Annotated in this window: 18 protein-coding genes; 12 read left to right on the top strand and 6 right to left on the bottom strand. The window is 41.9% G+C overall.

What is annotated here, in order from left to right:
* Window positions 1-200 precede the first annotated feature (200 nt).
* The gene (locus MB380_RS01990; protein WP_253532726.1) at window positions 201-4106 is read left to right on the top strand and encodes an AAA domain-containing protein; all 3906 of its coding nucleotides are present in this window, start codon (window positions 201-203) and stop codon (window positions 4104-4106) included.
* 45 nt (window positions 4107-4151) lie between these two features.
* Here the strand turns inward: MB380_RS01990 and MB380_RS01985 are convergent, their stop codons facing one another.
* On the bottom strand, window positions 4152-4514 hold the full coding sequence (locus tag MB380_RS01985) for an REP-associated tyrosine transposase (protein WP_409014707.1): 363 nt from the start codon (window positions 4512-4514) through the stop codon (window positions 4152-4154).
* Between the two features lie 380 nt (window positions 4515-4894).
* Between MB380_RS01985 and MB380_RS01980 the strand changes: the two genes are divergently transcribed.
* A complete protein-coding gene (locus tag MB380_RS01980; RefSeq protein WP_253532720.1) occupies window positions 4895-6298 on the top strand; it encodes an IS1634 family transposase in 1404 nt (467 codons plus the stop codon).
* Here MB380_RS01980 and MB380_RS01975 read toward each other — a convergent pair.
* Together MB380_RS01975 and MB380_RS01970 are read right to left on the bottom strand one after the other, a co-directional pair.
* The gene (locus tag MB380_RS01975) at window positions 6266-6595 is read right to left on the bottom strand and encodes a hypothetical protein (RefSeq protein ID WP_253532717.1); all 330 of its coding nucleotides are present in this window, start codon (window positions 6593-6595) and stop codon (window positions 6266-6268) included. The genes MB380_RS01980 and MB380_RS01975 overlap by 33 nt on opposite strands.
* Window positions 6596-6674: 79 nt before the next feature.
* On the bottom strand, window positions 6675-7739 hold the full coding sequence (locus tag MB380_RS01970) for a TerC/Alx family metal homeostasis membrane protein (RefSeq protein WP_253532714.1): 1065 nt from the start codon (window positions 7737-7739) through the stop codon (window positions 6675-6677).
* A gap of 202 nt (window positions 7740-7941) precedes the next feature.
* Between MB380_RS01970 and MB380_RS01965 the strand changes: the two genes are divergently transcribed.
* Window positions 7942-8682 carry a glycosyltransferase family 2 protein gene (locus MB380_RS01965; protein WP_253532709.1) on the top strand — a complete coding sequence of 247 codons (741 nt, stop codon included), beginning with the start codon at window positions 7942-7944 and terminating at the stop codon, window positions 8680-8682.
* Window positions 8683-8738: 56 nt separating this feature from the next.
* Here the strand turns inward: MB380_RS01965 and MB380_RS01960 are convergent, their stop codons facing one another.
* Window positions 8739-10016 (bottom strand): metallophosphoesterase, encoded by a 1278-nt coding sequence (locus MB380_RS01960; protein WP_253532706.1) that lies wholly within the window; start codon window positions 10014-10016, stop codon window positions 8739-8741.
* A gap of 225 nt (window positions 10017-10241) precedes the next feature.
* On the opposite strand from MB380_RS01960, the gene MB380_RS01955 reads away from it, so the two are divergent.
* The 6 genes from MB380_RS01955 to purU all read left to right on the top strand — a co-directional run bounded on the left by MB380_RS01955 (window position 10242) and on the right by purU (window position 14464).
* Window positions 10242-10799, top strand: a complete 558-nt coding sequence (locus tag MB380_RS01955) for a TetR/AcrR family transcriptional regulator (RefSeq protein ID WP_253532703.1) — start codon at window positions 10242-10244, stop codon at window positions 10797-10799.
* Window positions 10800-10903: 104 nt separating this feature from the next.
* On the top strand, window positions 10904-11431 hold the full coding sequence (locus MB380_RS01950) for a DinB family protein (RefSeq protein ID WP_253532695.1): 528 nt from the start codon (window positions 10904-10906) through the stop codon (window positions 11429-11431).
* A 138-nt stretch (window positions 11432-11569) separates the two neighbouring features.
* Entirely contained in the window at window positions 11570-12229 is a 660-nt protein-coding gene (locus MB380_RS01945) for a thioredoxin family protein (RefSeq protein WP_253532693.1), read from the top strand.
* Between the two features lie 102 nt (window positions 12230-12331).
* Complete coding sequence (mazG, locus tag MB380_RS01940; protein ID WP_253532690.1) at window positions 12332-13147, top strand: nucleoside triphosphate pyrophosphohydrolase; 816 nt, start codon at window positions 12332-12334, stop codon at window positions 13145-13147.
* Between the two features lie 21 nt (window positions 13148-13168).
* Complete coding sequence (gene ruvX / locus MB380_RS01935; protein WP_253532688.1) at window positions 13169-13576, top strand: Holliday junction resolvase RuvX; 408 nt, start codon at window positions 13169-13171, stop codon at window positions 13574-13576.
* Window positions 13577-13624: 48 nt separating this feature from the next.
* Complete coding sequence (purU, locus tag MB380_RS01930) at window positions 13625-14464, top strand: formyltetrahydrofolate deformylase (protein ID WP_253532686.1); 840 nt, start codon at window positions 13625-13627, stop codon at window positions 14462-14464.
* Between the two features lie 148 nt (window positions 14465-14612).
* Here the strand turns inward: purU and MB380_RS01925 are convergent, their stop codons facing one another.
* A complete protein-coding gene (locus tag MB380_RS01925; protein WP_253532684.1) occupies window positions 14613-16235 on the bottom strand; it encodes an OmpA family protein in 1623 nt (540 codons plus the stop codon).
* A 219-nt stretch (window positions 16236-16454) separates the two neighbouring features.
* Here MB380_RS01925 and MB380_RS01920 point away from each other — a divergent pair, with 219 nt between their 5' ends.
* Together MB380_RS01920 and rsgA are read left to right on the top strand one after the other, a co-directional pair.
* Window positions 16455-17435, top strand: coding sequence for a bifunctional heptose 7-phosphate kinase/heptose 1-phosphate adenyltransferase (locus tag MB380_RS01920; RefSeq protein ID WP_253532682.1), 981 nt, complete (start codon window positions 16455-16457; stop codon window positions 17433-17435).
* A gap of 582 nt (window positions 17436-18017) precedes the next feature.
* The gene (gene rsgA, locus MB380_RS01915) at window positions 18018-18926 is read left to right on the top strand and encodes a ribosome small subunit-dependent GTPase A (protein ID WP_253535503.1); all 909 of its coding nucleotides are present in this window, start codon (window positions 18018-18020) and stop codon (window positions 18924-18926) included.
* A 6-nt stretch (window positions 18927-18932) separates the two neighbouring features.
* On the opposite strand, the gene MB380_RS01910 is transcribed toward rsgA, so the two are convergent.
* On the bottom strand, window positions 18933-19580 hold the full coding sequence (locus tag MB380_RS01910; RefSeq protein WP_253532680.1) for a phosphatase PAP2 family protein: 648 nt from the start codon (window positions 19578-19580) through the stop codon (window positions 18933-18935).
* 62 nt (window positions 19581-19642) lie between these two features.
* Between MB380_RS01910 and MB380_RS01905 the strand changes: the two genes are divergently transcribed.
* Entirely contained in the window at window positions 19643-20191 is a 549-nt protein-coding gene (locus MB380_RS01905) for a DUF177 domain-containing protein (RefSeq protein ID WP_253532678.1), read from the top strand.
* The last annotated feature ends 57 nt before the right edge of the window (window positions 20192-20248 follow it).

The following is a 20248-nucleotide window of genomic DNA, read 5'->3' as shown; positions in this document are numbered from 1 at the left end:
TAAAGAGGCCCCAAAATAAGCATAAGTATTTAACTTTCGCTTAAATTGCCGAGTTAATTTTAACATTAACGACATAACATGATTAAATAATTTGTACCAGCCAAAAAATGTTGACACTTGTTGAACGTTGATGAATGGTTAACTTTGTTTAATTAACAGCCATAAAAACTAACATATTTGAGCTTTGAAAGGAAAGAACCGTGCAGAAATTACTAAAGACATACCTCCGCAGACTGACTAATCTTACGTCCCGTAATCGGTCATTATTATTGTTAAGTTTACCTCAGGAACAGTTCATTGATTTACATATCCTGAATTTTCTTGACAGCAAGCCGTCGTTCGACTACATCCATCAATTAATTGCACAAAAAACGCAGATACCTTTGTGCGATGTACACGACAGCCGCTTCGATAAAGTAAATGAAGCCAGCCAACGGCTTCGCAAGCTGGCACGAACGGAGGCCTTCATTGAAGAAGAACGGGGTGCTAAAGATTTATACATTGGGTATCCGTTTGTAAAAGGTAAACTTTCAGATGGCACCGTTGTCAGGTGCCCGCTATTGTTTTTTCCGGTTACGCTAAAAAACAACGGCAAAAAGTGGATGCTTGAACAGCGCGATGAACCCGTAAGCCTGAACAGGAGTTTCCTGTTGGCGTATTCGCATTTTAACCAGATAAAGCTACCCGACGAATGGCTGGAGAAATCGTTTGAGGATTTTGATAAAGATAGCCTGGCGTTTCGTACCCAATTATATGAAATGCTGAAAGACAGCCCGGTTGAGGTTAATTTTAATCAGGAACTGTTCACTAATCAGCTAATTGATTTTGAAAAGTTAAACCGTGCCGACCTCGATAAATCAGAAAGAAATGGCGAGCTGAAACTACAGCCTCAGGCGGTGTTGGGTATTTTTCCGCAGGCGGGGTCTTACCTTGTGCCTGATTACGAAGAGCTGATAAAAAACGCCGAAGAGGGGCATTATGAGCTTGATACCTTTGAAGAATTTTTTGAGCATGCTTCTATACCTGCCCCGCAGGCCCCGTATAAGGAAGAAACAGCCTTTTTACCCTTTGCCATTGATGCCTCTCAGGAAGAGGCCATTAAACAGGTAAAAGAAGGTGGCTCTGTTGTAGTGCAGGGGCCTCCGGGCACTGGCAAGTCTCAGCTCATTGCCAACCTGATTGCCGATTTTACAGCCCGCGGTAAAAAAGTGCTGGTTGTATGCCAGAAACGTGTGGCCCTCGACACCGTGTACCAGCGGCTACAAAAAATACTGATGACAGATTTCGTAGCGTTGATTCATGATTTTAAAAACGACAGGAAAACACTTTTTGATAAAATAGCCGGACAAATAGCGCGTGTTGAAGAGTTTCAGAAAAAGAACAAAGGGTTGGATGCCATTTTCCTGGAACGCAACTTTACGCAAATCAGCAGGCGGATAGATAAGATTTCAGAAGAATTGCAGGAACTGAAAGACGCACTTTTTGATGAGTCAATATGTGGGGTGTCGGTAAAAGAACTTTATCTGAGCAGCAATATTAACAAGCCTGCCATTGAGATACAAGACCTTTACCGCTCTTTCAGGTTTGATGAGCTGGCCGACTTTGAAGGACGCCTGAACCGCTTTTTGAAATACGAGGCTAAACTTCAGGCATCAGCAGGTTACGACTTCTGGCAATTAAGGAACTCGTTCCGGAATAAAAATTTCATTGAACTGCCCAGAATATCAGAAACGATTGAAGACATCATAGATTTTCAACAAAAACACGGGCAACTGTTTTCAGTTATTGAACTGAATAATTTTGATGAGCAAATGCTCAAGAGATTTATTCAGAACTTTGAAAACAAAGAGGTTGAAGAAATTTTCAGGTCTATCATTCAGCAGGGTAAATTTACAAGTAACCGGCTGTTTGACATAGAAAAAATCTACCAGTCGCTTGAAAAACTGTTTATCAACGATGGCATTGAGCCGAGTATTCCGGCCCGCGATTTAAATTTCAGAAAAGCGCAGATAGAAAAAGCTTATGCTGCCAGCCAGTCGGCTTTAAACTGGTTTATCTGGAAACTGTTTTCAAAAGATAAAAAAGACATAGAAGCGCTTTTGGCTAATAACCGGCTGCCTGTCAGTGAAGAAGGACTAAGCAACCTGAGAAAGAAGATTCATCAGCGTATTACCTTTGAGGATATAAAGGAAAAACTTAGCAAAAAAGAAATTCTGATTGATGAAAAAGACAGTTGGGATACCCTTTCGGCATATCTTCAGAATTTCATTCTGGCTAATAAGGCCTATGCCCAATACCAGCAGGAAGAAGCTATTCTGAGACAGACAACGCATATATTCCAGAATCCGAAGACTATATTTTTACGAACTTTTAATGCGCTGGAACAATTAATTGCCGACACCAAGCGGCATTTTGCACAATGGAATGAGCATCTTTCTGTACCGCAGATAGAAAAACTGGTAGATGTGCCCGACCTAAAGAAGGGGCGACTGGGTTACCTGAAACAGCACTTTGATTTGATGGTAGAGGCCGATGAACTGAAAGAGTCTTTTCTGGCTGCTGAACTGGAAATTGTGCAACGATTATTGAATTACAAAAGCCAACAGGTTGATATTGCTGAGTTAGGAGCTGTTTTTCAGAACGCTTTACGCCTGGCCTGGAGAAACCACATTGAGAATCTTTATCCGATTCTCCGCGGGGTTAGCTCGCTTAAGGTGGAACAACTGGAAGCAGAGTTACAGGAAAGTGTCTTGAAAAAACAGGAACTGAGCCAGGAAATACTGCTGCTGAAACTGCGAGAGCAGACATATCAGGACCTTGAGGTTAATCGTCTTCAAAATGTAGTTACCTACCGGGAGTTACAACACCAGACCACCAAAAAACGCAAGTTATGGTCGGTACGGAAATTACTGGAGAATCATTCAGAAGAAATATTCAAACTCATACCCTGCTGGATGGCTTCGCCGGAATCGGTGTCTGCTATTTTTCCGTTGTCGGCTCAAAATCCGGAGGACTCTTTATTTGACCTCGTAATTTTTGATGAGGCCTCTCAATGCTTTGCTGAAAACGGTATCCCGGCTATTTACAGGGGTAAGCAGGTGGTAATTGCCGGCGACTCCAAGCAATTGCAGCCAACCGACCTGTATCAGGTAAGGTACGATGAAGACGCCGAAGACGAACCTGCACTAGAAATTGACTCTCTGCTAGACCTGGCCGCACAGTATCTGCCTCAGGCCTGGCTCAAAGGCCATTACCGAAGCCAGTCTTTAGATCTGATTGACTTCTCGAATCAGCATTTTTACAAGAACTCGCTTCAACTATTGCCTCATTATTCCGAGATAAGTAAGAATAAACCTGCCATCAGCTTTATTAAACTGGATGGTTTCTGGGAAAATAACACTAATCCGATTGAAGCCCAAAGGGTGCTTGAAATTGTAACTGACCTCAAGAAAAAACTACCAACCAAAACTATTGGTGTGGTTACTTTCAACTTCAAACAGGCTGATTTGATTTACCAGACCATTACCCCCGAACTGGGTGAAGACTGGGGTGTAATTAAAAATATTGAGAATATTCAGGGCGATGAGTATGATATTGTGATTTTCTCGGTAGGATATGCCCCTAATCTGAAAGGTAAGCTATTGATGAACTTTGGTAGCCTGAACCAGCAGGGAGGAGAAAACCGACTGAATGTGGCGATTACCCGCGCCAGAGAACAGGTATATATTGTAAGTAGTATTCTGCCTCATCAGTTGCAGGTAGAGCAGGCAACCAACAACGGCCCGAAACTATTGAAGAAATATCTGGAATACGCATTGGAGGTATCGGAGGGTAAATACTCGCCTGAGCCTTTTTCTACCGAAAAGCTGAACACGCGTTGGTTGTTGAAGCACCAGCTGGTTCAGGAGAACTCCGGATTTTACCTGGAGCTGCCCTTTGCTGATGTTACTGTAAAAGACGCTGGCAGATATGAATCGTTGATTCTGACAGACGATGATTTGTATTTCGAAAGCATTTCGCCTAAAGAGGCGCATGCTTACTTGCCTATAAGTTTGCGGGCTAAAGGGTGGAAATTTGAAAGAATCTGGAGCCGTAACGCGGAGTGATACTCCGCGGAACAGTTCCTCGGAGTGCCACTCCGAGAGTTATACTCAGGGCTGCAAGTACCAGCCCTTAACAGCATCTGACAAATAGTTAAACTTCCATGCCTGCCAGTTATTGACCAGCCCTGCCTTAACCGGATTCTGAACAATATAGTCCACAACGCGAACAAACTCTTCATCGTTGCGCACTACGTGGTCATAACTTTCTGGTGCCCAGAAAGCATTGCCGGTCAAATCCAGTAATTCGTTTGATTTGCGTGCCGTATGGCTTTTCAGTGATTGCAGAACCCTGAAAAATCCTTCCTGATGAATTGTGGCAGTCAGCAACACATGCACATGGTTGGGCATTATGCAAAAGGCATGTAACTGATAATATTTGGTATTTCTGAAATGTAGTGCTTCCGCTAATATTTCTGCTATAGATTCAACCCCAAGCCATGTTACCCCATTCAGGCTTTGATGCAGATAGCTGTCGAACCTGGCAAAGTATCGCTTCTGAATTTTATATAGTTCAACTTTCCTTATTGTTTCATCAGCAACTATTTTTCCTGTTTTCCTCGGTTTTTCAAAAAGTGCTTGGATTTTTGCAGGAAATATTTTTAATTAACTGACTAGCAAACATTTATGATTAGTTGTATTTTTTATTTGGGTGACCCAGCGTATCTTTATAGGCGATGTTTGTCCGAAAGAAGAAAAATAGAAGCGGAGTTATTAGCATTCAGGTAATCGAAAAACGTGATGGTAAATCTGTTTTGGTTAAAACCATTGGCAGTTCTTCTGATAGCCAAGCAGTGGAAAAGCTATTTGAAGAAGGGAAACAATTTGTGTTACAATATGGTGGCCAACAATTTTTAAGTTTTGAAAATGAGACGGCTCTGGTAGCTGAATATTTTCAAGCCTTACAATCTTTTCATCTGGTTGGCCCTGAACTTATTGTGGGTAAGATTTTCGATGATATCGGGTTTGGAGTCATCAAAGATGCACTGTTCCGTGAACTGGTTATTACCCGTCTGGTTTACCCTGTAAGCAAACTAAAGACCACAGAATACCTATACAGATACAAGAATGAGATGGTTGACGTAGAGCGGATTTATCGGTATCTTGATAAGTTGCACCACAAGCAAAAGAACAAGATACAAGAAATTAGTTATGCCCATACGCTCAAAGTACTGCATGGACAGATAAATATTGTTTTTTATGATGTAACGACCTTGTATTTTGAATCCGAACAAGGCGATGAGTTAAGAGTTACCGGTTTTTCCAAAGAGGGTAAGCATCAACATCCGCAAATAATTTTAGGGTTACTCATAAGTGTGGGTGGGTACCCATTAGCATACGAAGTTTTTGAAGGCAATAAGTTTGAAGGGCATACCTTACTTCCTGTTCTGGATAGATTTAAAGAAAAATACAAATTAGATAAACTGGTTGTGGTAGCCGATGCAGGGCTGCTTTCAACAAACAATATGGAGCTACTTCAGCAAAAGGGGTATGAATATATTTTAGGAGCCAGGATTAAAACCGAAAGTCCGACCATTAAAAACAGGATATTAGCACTTGGACTCCAAAATGGTGAGAGCGCGTTTATTGAAAAAAGCGCAAACGTAAAACTTTTAGTCAGTTATTCTGACGCAAGGTCAAAAAAAGATGCCCACAACCGCAAGCGGGGATTAGACAAGCTGGAAAAGCAGATAAAATCAGGTAAACTAACCAAAACCAGTATCAACAACAGAGGTTATAACAAATACCTGAAACTGGAAGGAAGTATTCAAATCTCAATAGACAAAGAAAAATATTCAGCAGATTCCCTGTGGGATGGACTCAAAGGATATATGACCAATACAAAACTCTCTAAAGATGAAGTAATAGAGAACTATGGGTATTTATGGCAGATTGAAAGAGCCTTTAGAATATCTAAGACAGATTTAAGAATAAGGCCGATATACCATCGTATCCAACACCGGATAGAAGCACACATCTGTATAGCATTTTGTGCCTATAAGGTTTTCAAAGAGCTGGAAAGACAATTAAAACAGAAACAATCAGAATGGAGTGTTGAGCAAGCTTTAGAAATAACAAAAACAATTTATCAGGTATCATTCAAAACGCAACTCTCGCAAACGATTCATAGCAGAATTTATATCTCTAAACCTGAACAGGAAAAGTTACTTAATTTGTTTCATATCAATTTTGGGTGACCCAGCGAGGAAAACAGGTGCTATAGATTCAACCCCAAGCCATGTTACCCCATTCAGGCTTTGATGCAGATAGCTGTCGAACCTGGCAAAGTATCGCTTCTGAATTTTATATAGTTCAACTTTCCTTATTGTTTCATCAGCAACTATTTTTCTAACCTGTGCTTCTGCAAGTTCTCTCTCGGCCATTAGTTTCTTAATTATTTCTTTTGGCATAGAATTAGCCAGACGGAAAGTTATAAACAACCTTTCGTCAGGAGGAAGAATATGAGGTAAATTTCTTCTATAATGGGTTTTCATTATCACAGCAAACTTTGAGGCAGAACACCTCAGAGCGGAAATCCCGGAGTATCACTCCGAGCAACATTCACGCGGAGTATCACTCCGCGCTACTTTTCTTCTCCGGAAACACCACACTGGCCCCAATACTCACCACCAGAATACCCACAATTACCAACAAAGAATGCACGTTGGTGAATCCTACGGCAGACAGTTGGTGGTGCAACAGCATCTTCACGCCAATGAATGTAAGTAGTATACCCAGACCAAATTTTAAGAACCGGAAAAGGCCCATAATACTAGCCAGGAAGAAAAACATAGAGCGGAGCCCCATAATAGCAAACACATTGGAAAAGAATACAATGTACGGGTCTTTCGTTATCGAGAAAATAGCAGGAATAGAGTCAACAGCAAAAACCACGTCGGTACCTGCAATAACCAGCATCACCAGAAATAAAGGCGTAATATACCACTTTTTATAACGGCGGTGATACACCAGAAAATGGTCAATTACATTACGCTTATACACGTTAAAATATTTGGAAGCAAACTTCACAATAGGGTGATGCGCCGGGTCTATTTGTTCATCTTCTTCCTTGTTACGTAGAATATTTATACCAGTGTAAATCAGAAAAGCGCCGAAAATAAACAAAATCCACTCAAACTCCTGAATAAGCGCTGCCCCGATAAAAATGAAAATAAAACGCAAAACAATAGAGCCAAGAATACCCCATACCAAAACCTTTTTATAAAACTTTTTATCAACCCCAAACGAATTGAAAATCAGTATAAACACAAAGATATTATCAACCGAAAGCGAATACTCTGTCAGATAACCCGTCAGGTAATCAATAGCCATGCTATTCTGGAAAGTACGCAGGGCGGCATCAAAATTTGGCGGTAGCTGTAAAGAATCGTAATAAAGCGACTTTACATGCTGCAAATGGCTCTCATCACTGATATCATGAATCAAATACCCGTACTGGCGAAGAAAAAAGAAAAAGGCTATGGCCAGCGACACCCAAACGGCGCTCCAGATACCTGCCTCTTTAAAACTCACAACATGGCTTTTAGATTTGCTGAAAGCCCCCAAATCAAGAGCCATCACAAATGCTACAAAAATGGCAAAGCCAATAAAGAATATTGTCTCACTAGATAATGTCATAGTATAAATGTGTAAAACGAAATCTACTTCCGTGTGTTATTCAATAGTTTCTGGCATTCTTATTGCCTGTATTTAATAGGTGCTTCACTAATTTATTCTTGGAAATCAAAAGAATCATGCCCTATTTTGCACCAAAATGTAATAATACGGCTATTTGCCGGAAATCGGATGCAAATTTGCACCGAAAACTCGAATAATTAATATGTATAATAATAAAAAAGTAGTGGTGGTTATGCCCGCTTACCGGGCCTCTCAAACACTTGAACGTACGTACCGGGAAATTCCCTTCGATATTGTCGATGAAGTAATTTTAGTAGACGACTACAGCCCCGATGATACGTCTGAGGTTGCAAGAAAACTAGGCATCAACCACGTAATACGCCATGACATAAACAAAGGCTACGGCGGAAACCAGAAAACCTGCTACACCAAAGCCCTTGAAATAGGGGCTGACATTGTGGTGATGGTTCACCCCGACTACCAATATACCCCCAAGTTAATAAGAGCCATGGTAAGTATCATCGGAGAAGAACTCTATCCGGTTGTTTTCGGCTCAAGAATACTGGGCAAGGGCGCATTGAAAGGCGGCATGCCCCTCTATAAATACATTGCTAATAGATTTCTTACCTTTACACAGAATCTGCTGATTAACCAGAAACTATCTGAATACCATACCGGTTACCGGGCGTTCTCAAGGCAAGTGCTTGAAACTGTACCTTTCAGAAAATGCGACGATGATTTTATTTTCGACAATGAAATGATTGCGCAGATATTCTGGAAAGATTTTGAAATAGCTGAGGTTACCTGCCCTACCAAGTATTTTGAAGAAGCCTCTTCTATCAATTTTGTAAGAAGCTCTAAATATGGCCTGGGTGTTTTGTGGGTATCTCTTCGATATTTGTTAACCAGAGCCGGCCTCTATAAGTGGGACTTACTGGTATAACCCATCCGGTATTAAAACGAAGGGCGAATATCTGATTAGATATCCGCCCTTTTAATTTATGCTGATTTCAATTCGAAAATAGTAATTTCCGGATAAATACCCACACGCCCCGGATAACCGATGTAACCAAAACCACGGTTCACATACAGCTTCTGGTCGTTCTCCTCATACAAACCTGCCCATTCTTTGTAGCGCAACTGCACCGGCGACCACTTGAAACTACCCAATTCTACCCCATATTGCATACCATGTGTGTGTCCGGCAAAGGCCACGTCTATATCTTTATATTGAGGTAGCACCTGGCCTCTCCAATGGCTTGGGTCATGCGATAACAATAATTTCACCGGATACTCCTGCGTACCGGCGTGCGCCTTTTCAAGATTACCATACTTAGAGAAACCACCCGCGCCCCAGTTCTGAATACCCAGAACAGCCAGTTTTTCACCATCAACCTTCACTTCTCTGTGTTCGTCAAGCAAAATATCCCAGCCCATAGTTTTATGGGCCCCAATCAGGTCATTCAGGTTCTGGCGTTTTTTCTCTGCCGAAACCCATTGTGTATAATCACCGTAATCATGGTTACCCAGAGTAGAGAATGTTCCGAGTGGTGCCTTTATTTTTGAAAAAATCTCAATATAATCTTTTACCTCCGGCGCAATATTATTCACCAGGTCGCCGGTGAAAAAAAACATATCCGGCTTTTCTTTAATCAGCATCTCCACCCCGCCTTTTACTGCCGTTTTATTAAAGAAACTGCCAGAGTGAATGTCAGACAACTGCGCTATCCGCATACCGTCAAACTGCTTTGGCAGGTTTTTCAGGTTAAGAGTTACTTTTCTTACATGATAGTCATGCGCACCTGAAAGAATCCCCCAGGTCATACCTCCCATGTGCAAACCACCCAGAGCCAAGGCCGACTTGGCCAGAAAATCTGAACGGCTGATACCCGTTGCCACAGGTTCCAGGTTCTGCGTAACAGTGGCCGGTTGTGGAGATGAACTTTGAAAAAACGAGACAATCCACTTAAAAAAGCGGATGATATCATCAATAAACAATACCAGCACCGAGAATATCTTAGAAATATAAAAAATGAAGATACCGGCCATCAGAAAAGTGCGGAAACTTGCCCTTACGGGTGCAGTAGCCGGCGTATAGTTAAAAACCACAAACAACCCTACAATTGAAAAGATGGTTAGACCCCAATATCCGATTCCGATTACCTTCTGGGTCATTTCACTTGTTGACCGCATCAATAACCTGACAGCCTGCCATACGTAGAGGTCAATCAACACAAAAACGACAGCCATGATGACTTGTCCTGCAATTTTATTCATATAATATATCTTGAAAGTGTTTGTAAAACCAACGAACAAGAAACGGTTTTACAGAAAAGTTGGTTTCAACAGGCTGATTTTTAATGCATTTATATGATGAAAGGCTTATTTACCATAATAATGGAAGACAGTAGCAAAAAAATATCAAATTTTACCTACCAACCGTTTGGTAAATAAAAAAATATATTTACATTTGTTTGGCTGCCTATTACGCGCTTTTAAAATATGCCTGTTCAGAAAGTTACCAAAGAAGAAATACTGCTTAAGTCGTCAGATGTTTTCCGTTTAAAAGGGTATCACAATACATCCATGCAAGACATTGCCAATAATTGTGGCTTGCTTAAAGGTAGCTTGTATCATTATTTTTCCGGCAAAGAAATGCTGATGAAAGATTTACTGGTATGGATTCATGTTTACCTGAAGGAAAAAGTATTCCCGATTGCGTATGATGCTGCCGTAAGCCCCGAAGAACGCATGGAAAAACTGCTAAAAAAAATGGGCAGGCTGCTGCTGGAAAAAGAAGGAGGCTGCCTGATAGGAAACACCACACTGGAGACAGTTGGCGTTATACCCGGGTTTCATGATATATTAAAGCTTATCATGAATGATTGGACCAACGCCCTGCAAAATATTTTTATGAGCGGAAAAGACCCTGATACCGCATTCAGAATGGCACAGCAAACCATTATGGAGTTTGAAGGAGCCGCAATGTTCGCTAAACTATATGGCAGCAAGGAGTTCTTGCATGATGCTTTTCTGCGGACAATGGAAAAACTGAAGTAATGTTTAAAGACAAAGATTTTAATAGTGCGTTAACAGGTAACAGGTCAGGGGGCGCCTGCTTTGGGCCCCCATGATTTCATCCTGCAATTTCAAATCTACTAATCATGACAAAACCTACTTTAAAAGAAGCAATTACCACTAGTTTCAATACCATTTCACAGGCATTAGCATCTGTTGACGAAAAAAAATTCTTTGCACCCATTGGCGATAAATGGTCTATTGCTGAAAACATACTGCATCTTACACAGTCTGCCAAAACCCTGAATGTGGGTTTAGCCCTGCCGCAATCTGTGCTGGTTGAGCAGTTTGGTAAAATTGACCGCCCACAAATGAGTTATGATGAAGTAGTGTCCAGCTATCTGGCCATTCTTGGTACAGGGCTCAAAGCCCGTGGCGCATTTATACCTGAGCTACCAGCAAACCCTTCAAAAGCCGTTTTAATGAGCAGCTTTATTAAACACCATGAGGCACTGGTACATTTCCTGGATACCTTCACTGAAACCGAACTCGACGAGCTTTGCATAAAACATCCGGTTTTAAAGCTGCTCACTATTCGTGAAATTTATTACTTTATGCACTACCACATAGGGCATCATCATAAAGCCATTAAAGCAGGTTTTAGCAATATTTAATACCCCGATGCGGTACATGAATCTTAGCATCTAATAATCGTTAAAATTCCGATTTTATAAACAAAGTGTTTTATCGGCCAAATCTTTCTATATTTGTTTGCCCAATAAAAATTACGCTAACTTATTGAATCAGATTGTATGAAAACGATACCGGGATTGATGCTGACTCTGCTTACCGGGCTGTACCTGTTATTAAGCAACATACAGACGGTGGCCGGTGCGCATGAATCGGCCAGCCAACCACATAAAGCAGCCTCCGGTTATGGTATTGGCGATAAGGTGGCTGATTTCAGACTGAAAAACATTGACGGTAAAATGGTTTCGCTGAAAGATTTTGAGTCGGCCAAAGGCTTTGTCATCATTTTTGTTTCTAATCATTGCCCATTCTCTAAGTCTTACGAAGACCGTATCAACAGCATCGACAGAAAGTATGCGGCACAGGGCTTCCCCGTTATAGCCATTAACCCTAACGACCCTGAAGCCTATGAAGAAGACTCATTTGCCAATATGCAGGCAAGAGCAAGAGAAAGAGGTTATACGTATCCGTACCTGAACGATAACACACAGGCTGTAACCAGGCTCTTTGGTGCCACCCGCACCCCGCAGGCTTTTGTATTGAAAAAAGAAAACGGCCACCTGGTTGTTCAGTACATCGGTGCCATTGACGACAACTCGCAAGAACCCGCCCTGGTAACCAGGCACTACGTAAGCGATGCCGTAAACAATCTGCTGCTGGGCAAACCCGTTGTAACCACAACAACTAAACCTATCGGCTGCGCCATTAAATGGAAGTCTTAATTGAAAGCCAAATTACAACGTTTGATTATGCCCTCTGTTTAATTCAGGTGGCATTTTTGTTTTTTATTACCGACCTTTACAGAAATTTCGAACAATTGAGATATGAGTAATAAACTTCCTTTAGTATTTCCTCAGGAGCGTATGGAAAAACTCATGGCCTTTGACCGCCTGCTGACCATCATGGATGAACTGCGCGAGCAATGCCCCTGGGATAAAAAACAGACGATGGACACCCTGCGTCATCTGACGATTGAAGAAACTTATGAGCTGTCAGACGCCATTCTGGAGAAGGATCTTACGGAGGTAAAAAAAGAGCTGGGCGACATCATGCTTCACCTGGTGTTTTACGCCAGAATTGGCTCTGAAACCGGAGATTTTGACATAGCTGATGTACTGAATGGCATCTGCGATAAACTCATAGCCCGCCACCCGCATATTTATGGCGATGTGAAAGTTGAAAACGAAGAGCAGGTAAAACAGAACTGGGAGCAACTAAAGCTAAAAGAAGGCAATAAATCTGTACTGTCCGGAGTTCCGCAATCATTGCCGGCATTGGTGAAAGCCATGCGGATACAGGAAAAAGCAAGAGGTGTGGGCTTTGACTGGGAAGAAAAAAGCCAGGTGTGGGCTAAGGTTGAAGAAGAAATGCAGGAATTTAAGGAATTGTTTAATGCCGAAAAGCAGGAGGTAATTGATGCCGAAAAGGCCGAGGGTGAGTTTGGCGATTTGTTGTTTTCGCTCGTAAATTATGCGCGGTTCATCAACCTGAATCCGGAAACGGCGTTGGAACGTACTAATAAGAAGTTCATCAAGCGTTTTCAGTACCTTGAACAAAAAGCCAAAGACGCCAGCAAACAACTGAAAGACATGACACTGGCCGAAATGGACGTGTTCTGGGAAGAAGCCAAAAAATTGTAGTTAATTTAAAAACAGAATCCATTGCCAAGAATACTCGCCATCGATTACGGCGCCAAACGCACAGGCCTGGCCGTTACGGACCCGCTGAAGATTATTGCCTCGGCGCTGGAAACAGTACCCAGCGGCACACTGATTGATTATCTGAAAAAATACACCGCTGCAGAAGAAGTGGAAGCATTTGTGGTGGGTATGCCCAAAAATCTGGACGGTAACGATACCCACGGCACCTTTTATGTAAATAAATTGGTTGAAGAGTTAAAAATTCAGTTTCCGGCTATGCCCGTGCATCTGGTTGATGAGCGTTTCACGTCTAAAATGGCCGTGCAAACCATGATTGCCGGTGGTATGAAAAAAAAGGACAGACAAGTAAAAGGCAATGTGGATAAAATAAGTGCCGTGATTATATTGCAGAGTTTTATGGGCATATAAATATACGTGCCCGTTTATTAATGATCAGTTTACAGCAAAAGTAAAGTAATGGTAAAACATATTCTCTTAATGGACGGCCCCGATGCCAAAGGGCTTATTTTTCATGTAACCAGTGTCTTATATAAAAACGAGTGCAATATTCTTGCCCAGGACGAATACGTAAGCCCTGACAGGCAGTTTTTTATGCGCACTGAATTTGAAGCGCCTGATGAACTGAACCCGGAAAAAGTACTGAAAGACCTGAGAGACAACATTCTTTCGAATGCCATTAACCTGAGGATAATTCCGAAGAAGAAAAAAGACATAGTGGTGCTTTGTACCAAAGAACACCATTGCCTGTCTGACTTACTGATACGTTATAATTTCGATGAGCTTGATGCCAACATTATAGCAGTGGTAAGCAATTATAATCTTCTGCAACCTCTGGCCAGCAAATTTGGTATTCCGTTTCATTTTGTAAGCCACGAGCATAAAACCCGTGAAGAACACGAAGAGGCGCTTTTAAGAACGCTGGAAATCTACAAACCCGAATTTGTGGTGCTGGCCAAATATATGCGTATTTTATCGCCTGAGTTTGTTTCGCATTACCCCAATAAGATTGTTAACATCCATCATTCGTTTTTACCTGCCTTTATAGGCGCTAACCCATACCGCCAGGCCTACGAACGCGGTGTAAAAATTATTGGCGCTACGGCCCACTTTGTGAACAATAATCTGGACGAGGGACCCATCATTGCCCAGAACATCAAAGAAGTAAACCATCGCTATACTTACCAGGACATGGCACGCGACGGCAAGGAAGTAGAGAAATCGGTACTAACCCAGGCACTGAAACTGGTGTTTAACGACAGGGTTTTTATTTATGGCAACAGAACCGTGATATTGTAGTTAGGTCTTGAACGCTGATTAGTCTGATTTTTTTGATTCCGGTTTAGAATTGACTACTATTCGATTTTATAAATTTAATCAAATTGATACTCAGTCATTCAAAAGTCTGGGTAATCATTAAATCTGTTAAATCAAAGTTCAGAAAAATTTACTTCCGCACAATAGCCATTTGCACCCTGCGGTTTAAAGCTTTCCCCTCATCGGTATCATTGGGGGCAATCGGGCGTGTTTCACCGTAGCCAATGCTGCTTACTCTTTCAGGATTGATTTTCTTTGAAACCAGATATTTCCTTACGGCCTCTGCCCTATCCTGCGATAACTTGAGGTTACTCTCGTTCGACCCCACGTTATCGGTATGCCCCTGAATCTCAATCACCAGATTCGGGTTCCTTTGAAGCGTTTCTACCATTCTGTCCAGCTCAGGATACGAATCAGGGCGTAAATTAGCCTTCGCGTATTCAAAGAAGATATTATTGAGCGGAATATCAATACCCACTTCAATGGCAGCAATACGAAGTGTCTCGTTTTTTAACTCCTTGTATTCCCTGATTTGCGTCAGGTCAATTCCTTTCTCGATACTGATAAAATCTTTGGCTTCGGCCCTGTAGCTATATTTGGCGCCGTAAGGCAATACAATTTTATATTCGCCGGTAACCGGATTAGTAAAGGCTTCTCCGTCTTCTCCATCAGGTAATGCCTGATAAACAATTTTAGCGTCAGGCACTGGTTTGCCTGTTCTGTTATCAACCACCCTGCCACTGATAACCACCACAGGCGAAGGAGCCAGGCTTTTGGCGTCAATCGGTGTTCCGCCATTGTCCAGGTTCTTTTGTTCTTCAGACCGTGACGTTTGCAATGCCGAGGCCATTACAGGTGCTTCTTTCTTTTCTTCTCTCAGCTTAAACCTCACTATGTCGCCTTTGCCCAAAGAGTTTTTCTTGGTACTCACATAGGCATATTCGCCCGATGCCCCTACTGAAAATGAATACTCGTTGGCATCAGAGTTTATTTTATTACCCATATTTACCGGCTTCGACCAGCGCTTCCAGCTTCTGTCCAATCGTTTCGACACCCAAATGTCGGTTCCGCCATAGCCATCTTTACGATCGGTGGCAAAGTATAGCGTATAATTGTCTGAAGCCAGAAAAGGCGTAGTTTCTGTGCTGCTTGTGTTGATGTCTCCCCCAAGGCTTTCAGGTTTAGACCACTTGCCGTCTCTTGAAAGAAAAGACACGTAGAGGTTATCTTCCTGCGAATTCTTCTTTTCGCTAAAAGCCAGTATCAGTGTTTTTCCGTCGTTTGACAAACAGGCTGCCAGATATTGTCCTTTACATACATCGGCCAGCTTCGGAATAACCACCTCTTCGGGTTCCGACCAGCCGGTTTTGGTTCTTTTGCACATCGATATCCCCACTGCATTATCTCTTCGCCCGTTATGATACACGCCTGAAATCAGAATCTTGTTACCGTCGGGTGTAATACTGAACAAGCTGTTGTATTGGTCTTTATTAATAGAATTGGGCATACGGCGCGCCATCGTCCAGTTGCCATCGTCTCGTTTTTCAGAATACCATACATCGTTGCTGCCTTTGGTTCCGAACGTATTAGATGGGTGGCTCACCCGCACAAAATACAGTGTTTTATCATCAGGCGATATGACCGGACTTAACTCGTTATACTCAGAATTGATAGCTGTTCCCAGTTGTTCAAGTGTTTGTGCTTTGACGGCAAAAAAAGAAGAAACAGCAAGTAAAAAGGCTAAAGAACGCATAATGTTGTTTGTAGTGGGTATTATAAATGTGCGCTTTTGCAAGGGGCAGATAAATACCGCTTAATCAAAAGCCTGCAATTTTCACTTACAAATAACGCAATCTATTGCCCAAAATGTATGATTTTTTTAAAAATCCTGTTAAATTCCTTAGTTTTGTAACTCCAAAAAAGCGACCTGCATTGTAAACGAGGCATTAGAACACAACAAATACTTTTTTGAATGAATGTAAATCAGATTTTTGATTCTTTTAATAATCTTCGCGTCCTGATTATTGGCGACGTAATGATTGATTCTTATATTTTCGGAAAAGTTGACAGAATTTCGCCCGAAGCGCCCATACCCGTAGTAACCGTAAAGCAAAAGGAAATAAGGCTCGGAGGAGCCGGAAACGTGGCCATGAACATCAAGTCTCTGGGCGCTACCCCTGTCTTATGCTCGGTGGTTGGTAAAGATGCCGAAGCCAAAGAATTAATAGAGCTGCTGGCTTCAAACCAGTTGCCTACGGATGGAATCATCCAGAGCAGCAACCGGATAACCACTATTAAACAAAGGATTCTGGCGGGCTCGCAGCATGTGGTCAGGATCGATTCAGAGATGGACTCCGTTATTAACGCCGAAGAACGCAGCCAGCTGATTGAAAAAGCCAAATCGCTGATACCTACCTGCCAGGTTGTAATATTTGAAGATTATGACAAAGGCGTGCTTGACGAACAGAGCATTCAGGAAATAGTGGCGTTTGCCAGACAACATAAAGTACCCACCATTGTAGACCCTAAAAAACGAAACTTTAAGTACTATAAAGGTGCCGACTTGTTTAAACCCAACCTGAAAGAACTGAAAGAAGGCCTGAAGATAGATTTTGATGCCGATAACCTGGATGAAGTGAAAGCAGTAGTAGCCGAAGCCAAAAATGCACTGGGGGTAAATGGTATTTTTCTGACACTCTCTGAAAGGGGCGTTTTCATTGATTTTGAAAACGAAATACACCATTTACCGGCGCATCGCAGGAGCATCACTGACGTTTCAGGGGCTGGCGATACCGTTGTAAGTATTGCCGCTATTTGCCTGGGCTTAAACCTGCCGCCCCGAACAATTGCCGAGTTATCAAACCTGGGCGGCGGTCTGGTTTGTGAGTACGTAGGTGTTATGCCTATTGAAAAACAGAAACTGCAAAACGAGTATCTGAAACACCATGCATAAAATGGGTACTGCCTGACCAGAAATGAAAAGATTCTCAGCAGTACCCGGTTCTGAGGCCGGACAATCACTAAGAATCTTGAGAAACTGTAAAATGGTTTTGGCTAACGGGCATGCACAAAATTATCTTACATTGGGTCTGTAATACGGTAATGTTGGTTTGGTTTTCTTGGCTAAAGAATAAACTACAACTCCTACGGCTACAGCGGCTAATCCGAATAAAACTCCCTTTTTCATTGGTGGTACCAGATAATTAGTAAATATTAGATGTTCTATAACCTATAAACGAAAAAATTGCACAAAACGTTGCCCGATACTTAAAAAAATCTTAAAAATTTATTTAAAGGCTGCTATGCAGCTGCCACAGCGGCCTTTCAGGCTTTTGAACAGTACCGGCACCCTTGGGCCAACAATTGTAAATTTTATAGGTTTACCGGTCATTTAGGGCATAAATGGTTCAGTACCTTTGCTTTAAAAATAAGATGACTGGCACTTTTTAAGATTAATTTAAGTTTTGATTAGAGTAAATTATCATTTTCAGACTTTAAACGAAAAAAAATATTGAGCCGGAATATAGGTTTAGTGATGCGTTCTACTGGCTCTTGGTACGAGGTACGTACCGAGCAGGGCAATATTTTGCAATGTCGTCTAAAGGGGAAGTTTAAAATCAAGGATTTAAAAGTAACCAACCCTATTGCAGTCGGCGACAAAGTGGCTTTTGACCTGGAAAGCGAAACTGAAAACACCGGTATTATATACGACATACTCGCCCGCGAAAACTATATTATCAGGCAGTCGGTGCATAAAACGGCTCATGGCCATCTGATTGCCACCAATCTTGATCAGGCTATACTGATTGCCACGCTGACTTTTCCACGAACATCACTGGGCTTTATTGACCGCTTTCTGGTTACTGCCGAATCGTTCCGTATTCCTACCATTCTGGTATTTAATAAGCTGGACATTCTGGTTGATGAAGCCATTGCTTACCAGGAAGAACTGGCCAATCTATACGAAAGCCTCGGCTACCAATGTGTGTTTACCTCGGCCACCAATAATATTGGCGTTGACACCTTCCGCAATTTACTGAATGGCAAAGTATCTTTGTTATCCGGGCATTCGGGTGTCGGGAAGTCCACCTTAATTAACGCCATTGCCCCCGATTTAGATTTGCGTACTTCAGAAATATCAACCTTTGCCAATAAAGGGGTACACACCACTACATTTGCCGAAATGTTTGAGATTAGCCCGGACACCTTTATTATTGACTCGCCCGGCATCAAAGAACTAGGCCTGGCAGATATGGAGAAAGAAGAAATAAGCCATTACTTTCCTGAAATGCGAGAAAAGCTGGGCAAATGCCGCTTTCATAACTGCCTGCACATTGACGAACCCAAGTGCGCCGTGAAGGATGCAGTTATTGAAGGCACCATTGCCGAAAGCCGCTATAACAGCTACCTGAGCATGGTGCTGGGTGAAGATAACAGAAAATAACAGGTGTCAGCCATTGGCTTTGCTGGCCGGCCATTTCATTTTATCAAACAAGAGCACAAGCCCAACTGGCACGGCAACACCCAGAACACTGCCTGCAAAAACATCTCTCGGGAAATGCTGAAACAAATAGACCCTCGAATATCCTACCAGCATTGCCAGGCCCAACCACAAAAAGCCCCAGAAGTTGTTTCTGGCTACCAGTATAAAATAACAGGCAAAGGCAAAAGCCGTAAAAGTATGGCCCGACGGAAAACTCTGCCAATGGTGTATTTCCAGGCCTTCAACTACATGTATAACCCGGCCGCTATGCTCATAAACCTCCATCGGCCTGGGCAGATTAAACGCATTTTTCATAATAACTGATACCAGGCCCTTGGTAATCCAAATAATTATGAGCATTATTGCCTGGTTTTTTACATTTTCTTTTCTCATTAACCACTGATACAGATAAACAGCCAGCGGTATAAGCCAGAAGCCGTCTTCGCCCAACAGGGTGATGTAACCAAACAGGGTGTCAAGCAGCGGGCTGTTATGCCGGTTTACAAAAAACATCAATTCGGCAGGCGACCAGACAATCTGTAAACTTGCCAGAATTACCAGCCAGATGAAAAATATGATAAAAAACCAACGGTGATTTCTAAGAATTTTAAGCATTTTGTATAAAAACTTTCTTAATTCCAAAATTAGCAGTAAATTTGCAACCTTTCTGTGAAAACGTGAGCAAGGTATTATCAAAATATGACATTCACATTCAGGGTCTCGAAAATAAACGTTATAATTACGAATTTGAGGGAGCCGATGAATTTTTTGAGTTTTTTGAGCAGGATATTATACAATCAGGGCACTTTAAAGCCCATGTTCTGCTTGATAAAAACTCAACCATGATTCAGCTGTTTTTTAAAATAGAAGGACAGATTGAGCTTGTCTGCGACAGAAGCCTTGAGCTATTTGATGAACCTGTGCAATTAGAAGAAAAGTATATCTTTAAGTTTGGAGACAGGCACGAAGAAATAACCGACGAGCTGGAGATGATTCCGATGAATACCGCCACCGTCAACCTTGCACAGCATATTTATGACTTTATTGCGGTTTCGCTTCCTATGAAAAAGCTACACCCGCGGTTCAGAGATGAAGAAGATGATGACGATAGATTTATCTATTCAACAGGTGAAATCGCTGAGGAAGAAGTAAAAACAGAGGAAGACATTGACCCACGCTGGAAAGCGTTGTTAGCATTAAAAAACACCAAAGACGGACAAAATTAAGACAATTATAAAGTACAAAAATATTAATAGCTGCTTCAAAAAAGCCTGTTAATTAAA

This window comes from Emticicia sp. 21SJ11W-3, from assembly GCF_024138715.1.
In the GTDB taxonomy this organism is placed as follows: domain Bacteria; phylum Bacteroidota; class Bacteroidia; order Cytophagales; family Spirosomataceae; genus Emticicia; species Emticicia fluvialis.
This window is presented reverse-complemented; position numbering and strand designations above follow the sequence as displayed.

Coding starts and splice junctions, on each gene's coding strand:
- MB380_RS01910 (WP_253532680.1), bottom strand. CDS start 19,580: ATGCTTAAAATTCTTAGAAATCACCGTTGGTTTTTTATCATATTTTTC.
- MB380_RS01950 (WP_253532695.1), top strand. CDS start 10,904: ATGACAAAACCTACTTTAAAAGAAGCAATTACCACTAGTTTCAATACC.
- MB380_RS01945 (WP_253532693.1), top strand. CDS start 11,570: ATGAAAACGATACCGGGATTGATGCTGACTCTGCTTACCGGGCTGTAC.
- MB380_RS01965 (WP_253532709.1), top strand. CDS start 7,942: ATGTATAATAATAAAAAAGTAGTGGTGGTTATGCCCGCTTACCGGGCC.
- MB380_RS01920 (WP_253532682.1), top strand. CDS start 16,455: ATGAATGTAAATCAGATTTTTGATTCTTTTAATAATCTTCGCGTCCTG.
- MB380_RS01955 (WP_253532703.1), top strand. CDS start 10,242: ATGCCTGTTCAGAAAGTTACCAAAGAAGAAATACTGCTTAAGTCGTCA.
- mazG (WP_253532690.1), top strand. CDS start 12,332: ATGAGTAATAAACTTCCTTTAGTATTTCCTCAGGAGCGTATGGAAAAA.
- MB380_RS01960 (WP_253532706.1), bottom strand. CDS start 10,016: ATGAATAAAATTGCAGGACAAGTCATCATGGCTGTCGTTTTTGTGTTG.
- purU (WP_253532686.1), top strand. CDS start 13,625: ATGGTAAAACATATTCTCTTAATGGACGGCCCCGATGCCAAAGGGCTT.
- MB380_RS01970 (WP_253532714.1), bottom strand. CDS start 7,739: ATGACATTATCTAGTGAGACAATATTCTTTATTGGCTTTGCCATTTTT.
- rsgA (WP_253535503.1), top strand. CDS start 18,018: ATGCGTTCTACTGGCTCTTGGTACGAGGTACGTACCGAGCAGGGCAAT.
- MB380_RS01925 (WP_253532684.1), bottom strand. CDS start 16,235: ATGCGTTCTTTAGCCTTTTTACTTGCTGTTTCTTCTTTTTTTGCCGTC.
- MB380_RS01975 (WP_253532717.1), bottom strand. CDS start 6,595: ATGAAAACCCATTATAGAAGAAATTTACCTCATATTCTTCCTCCTGAC.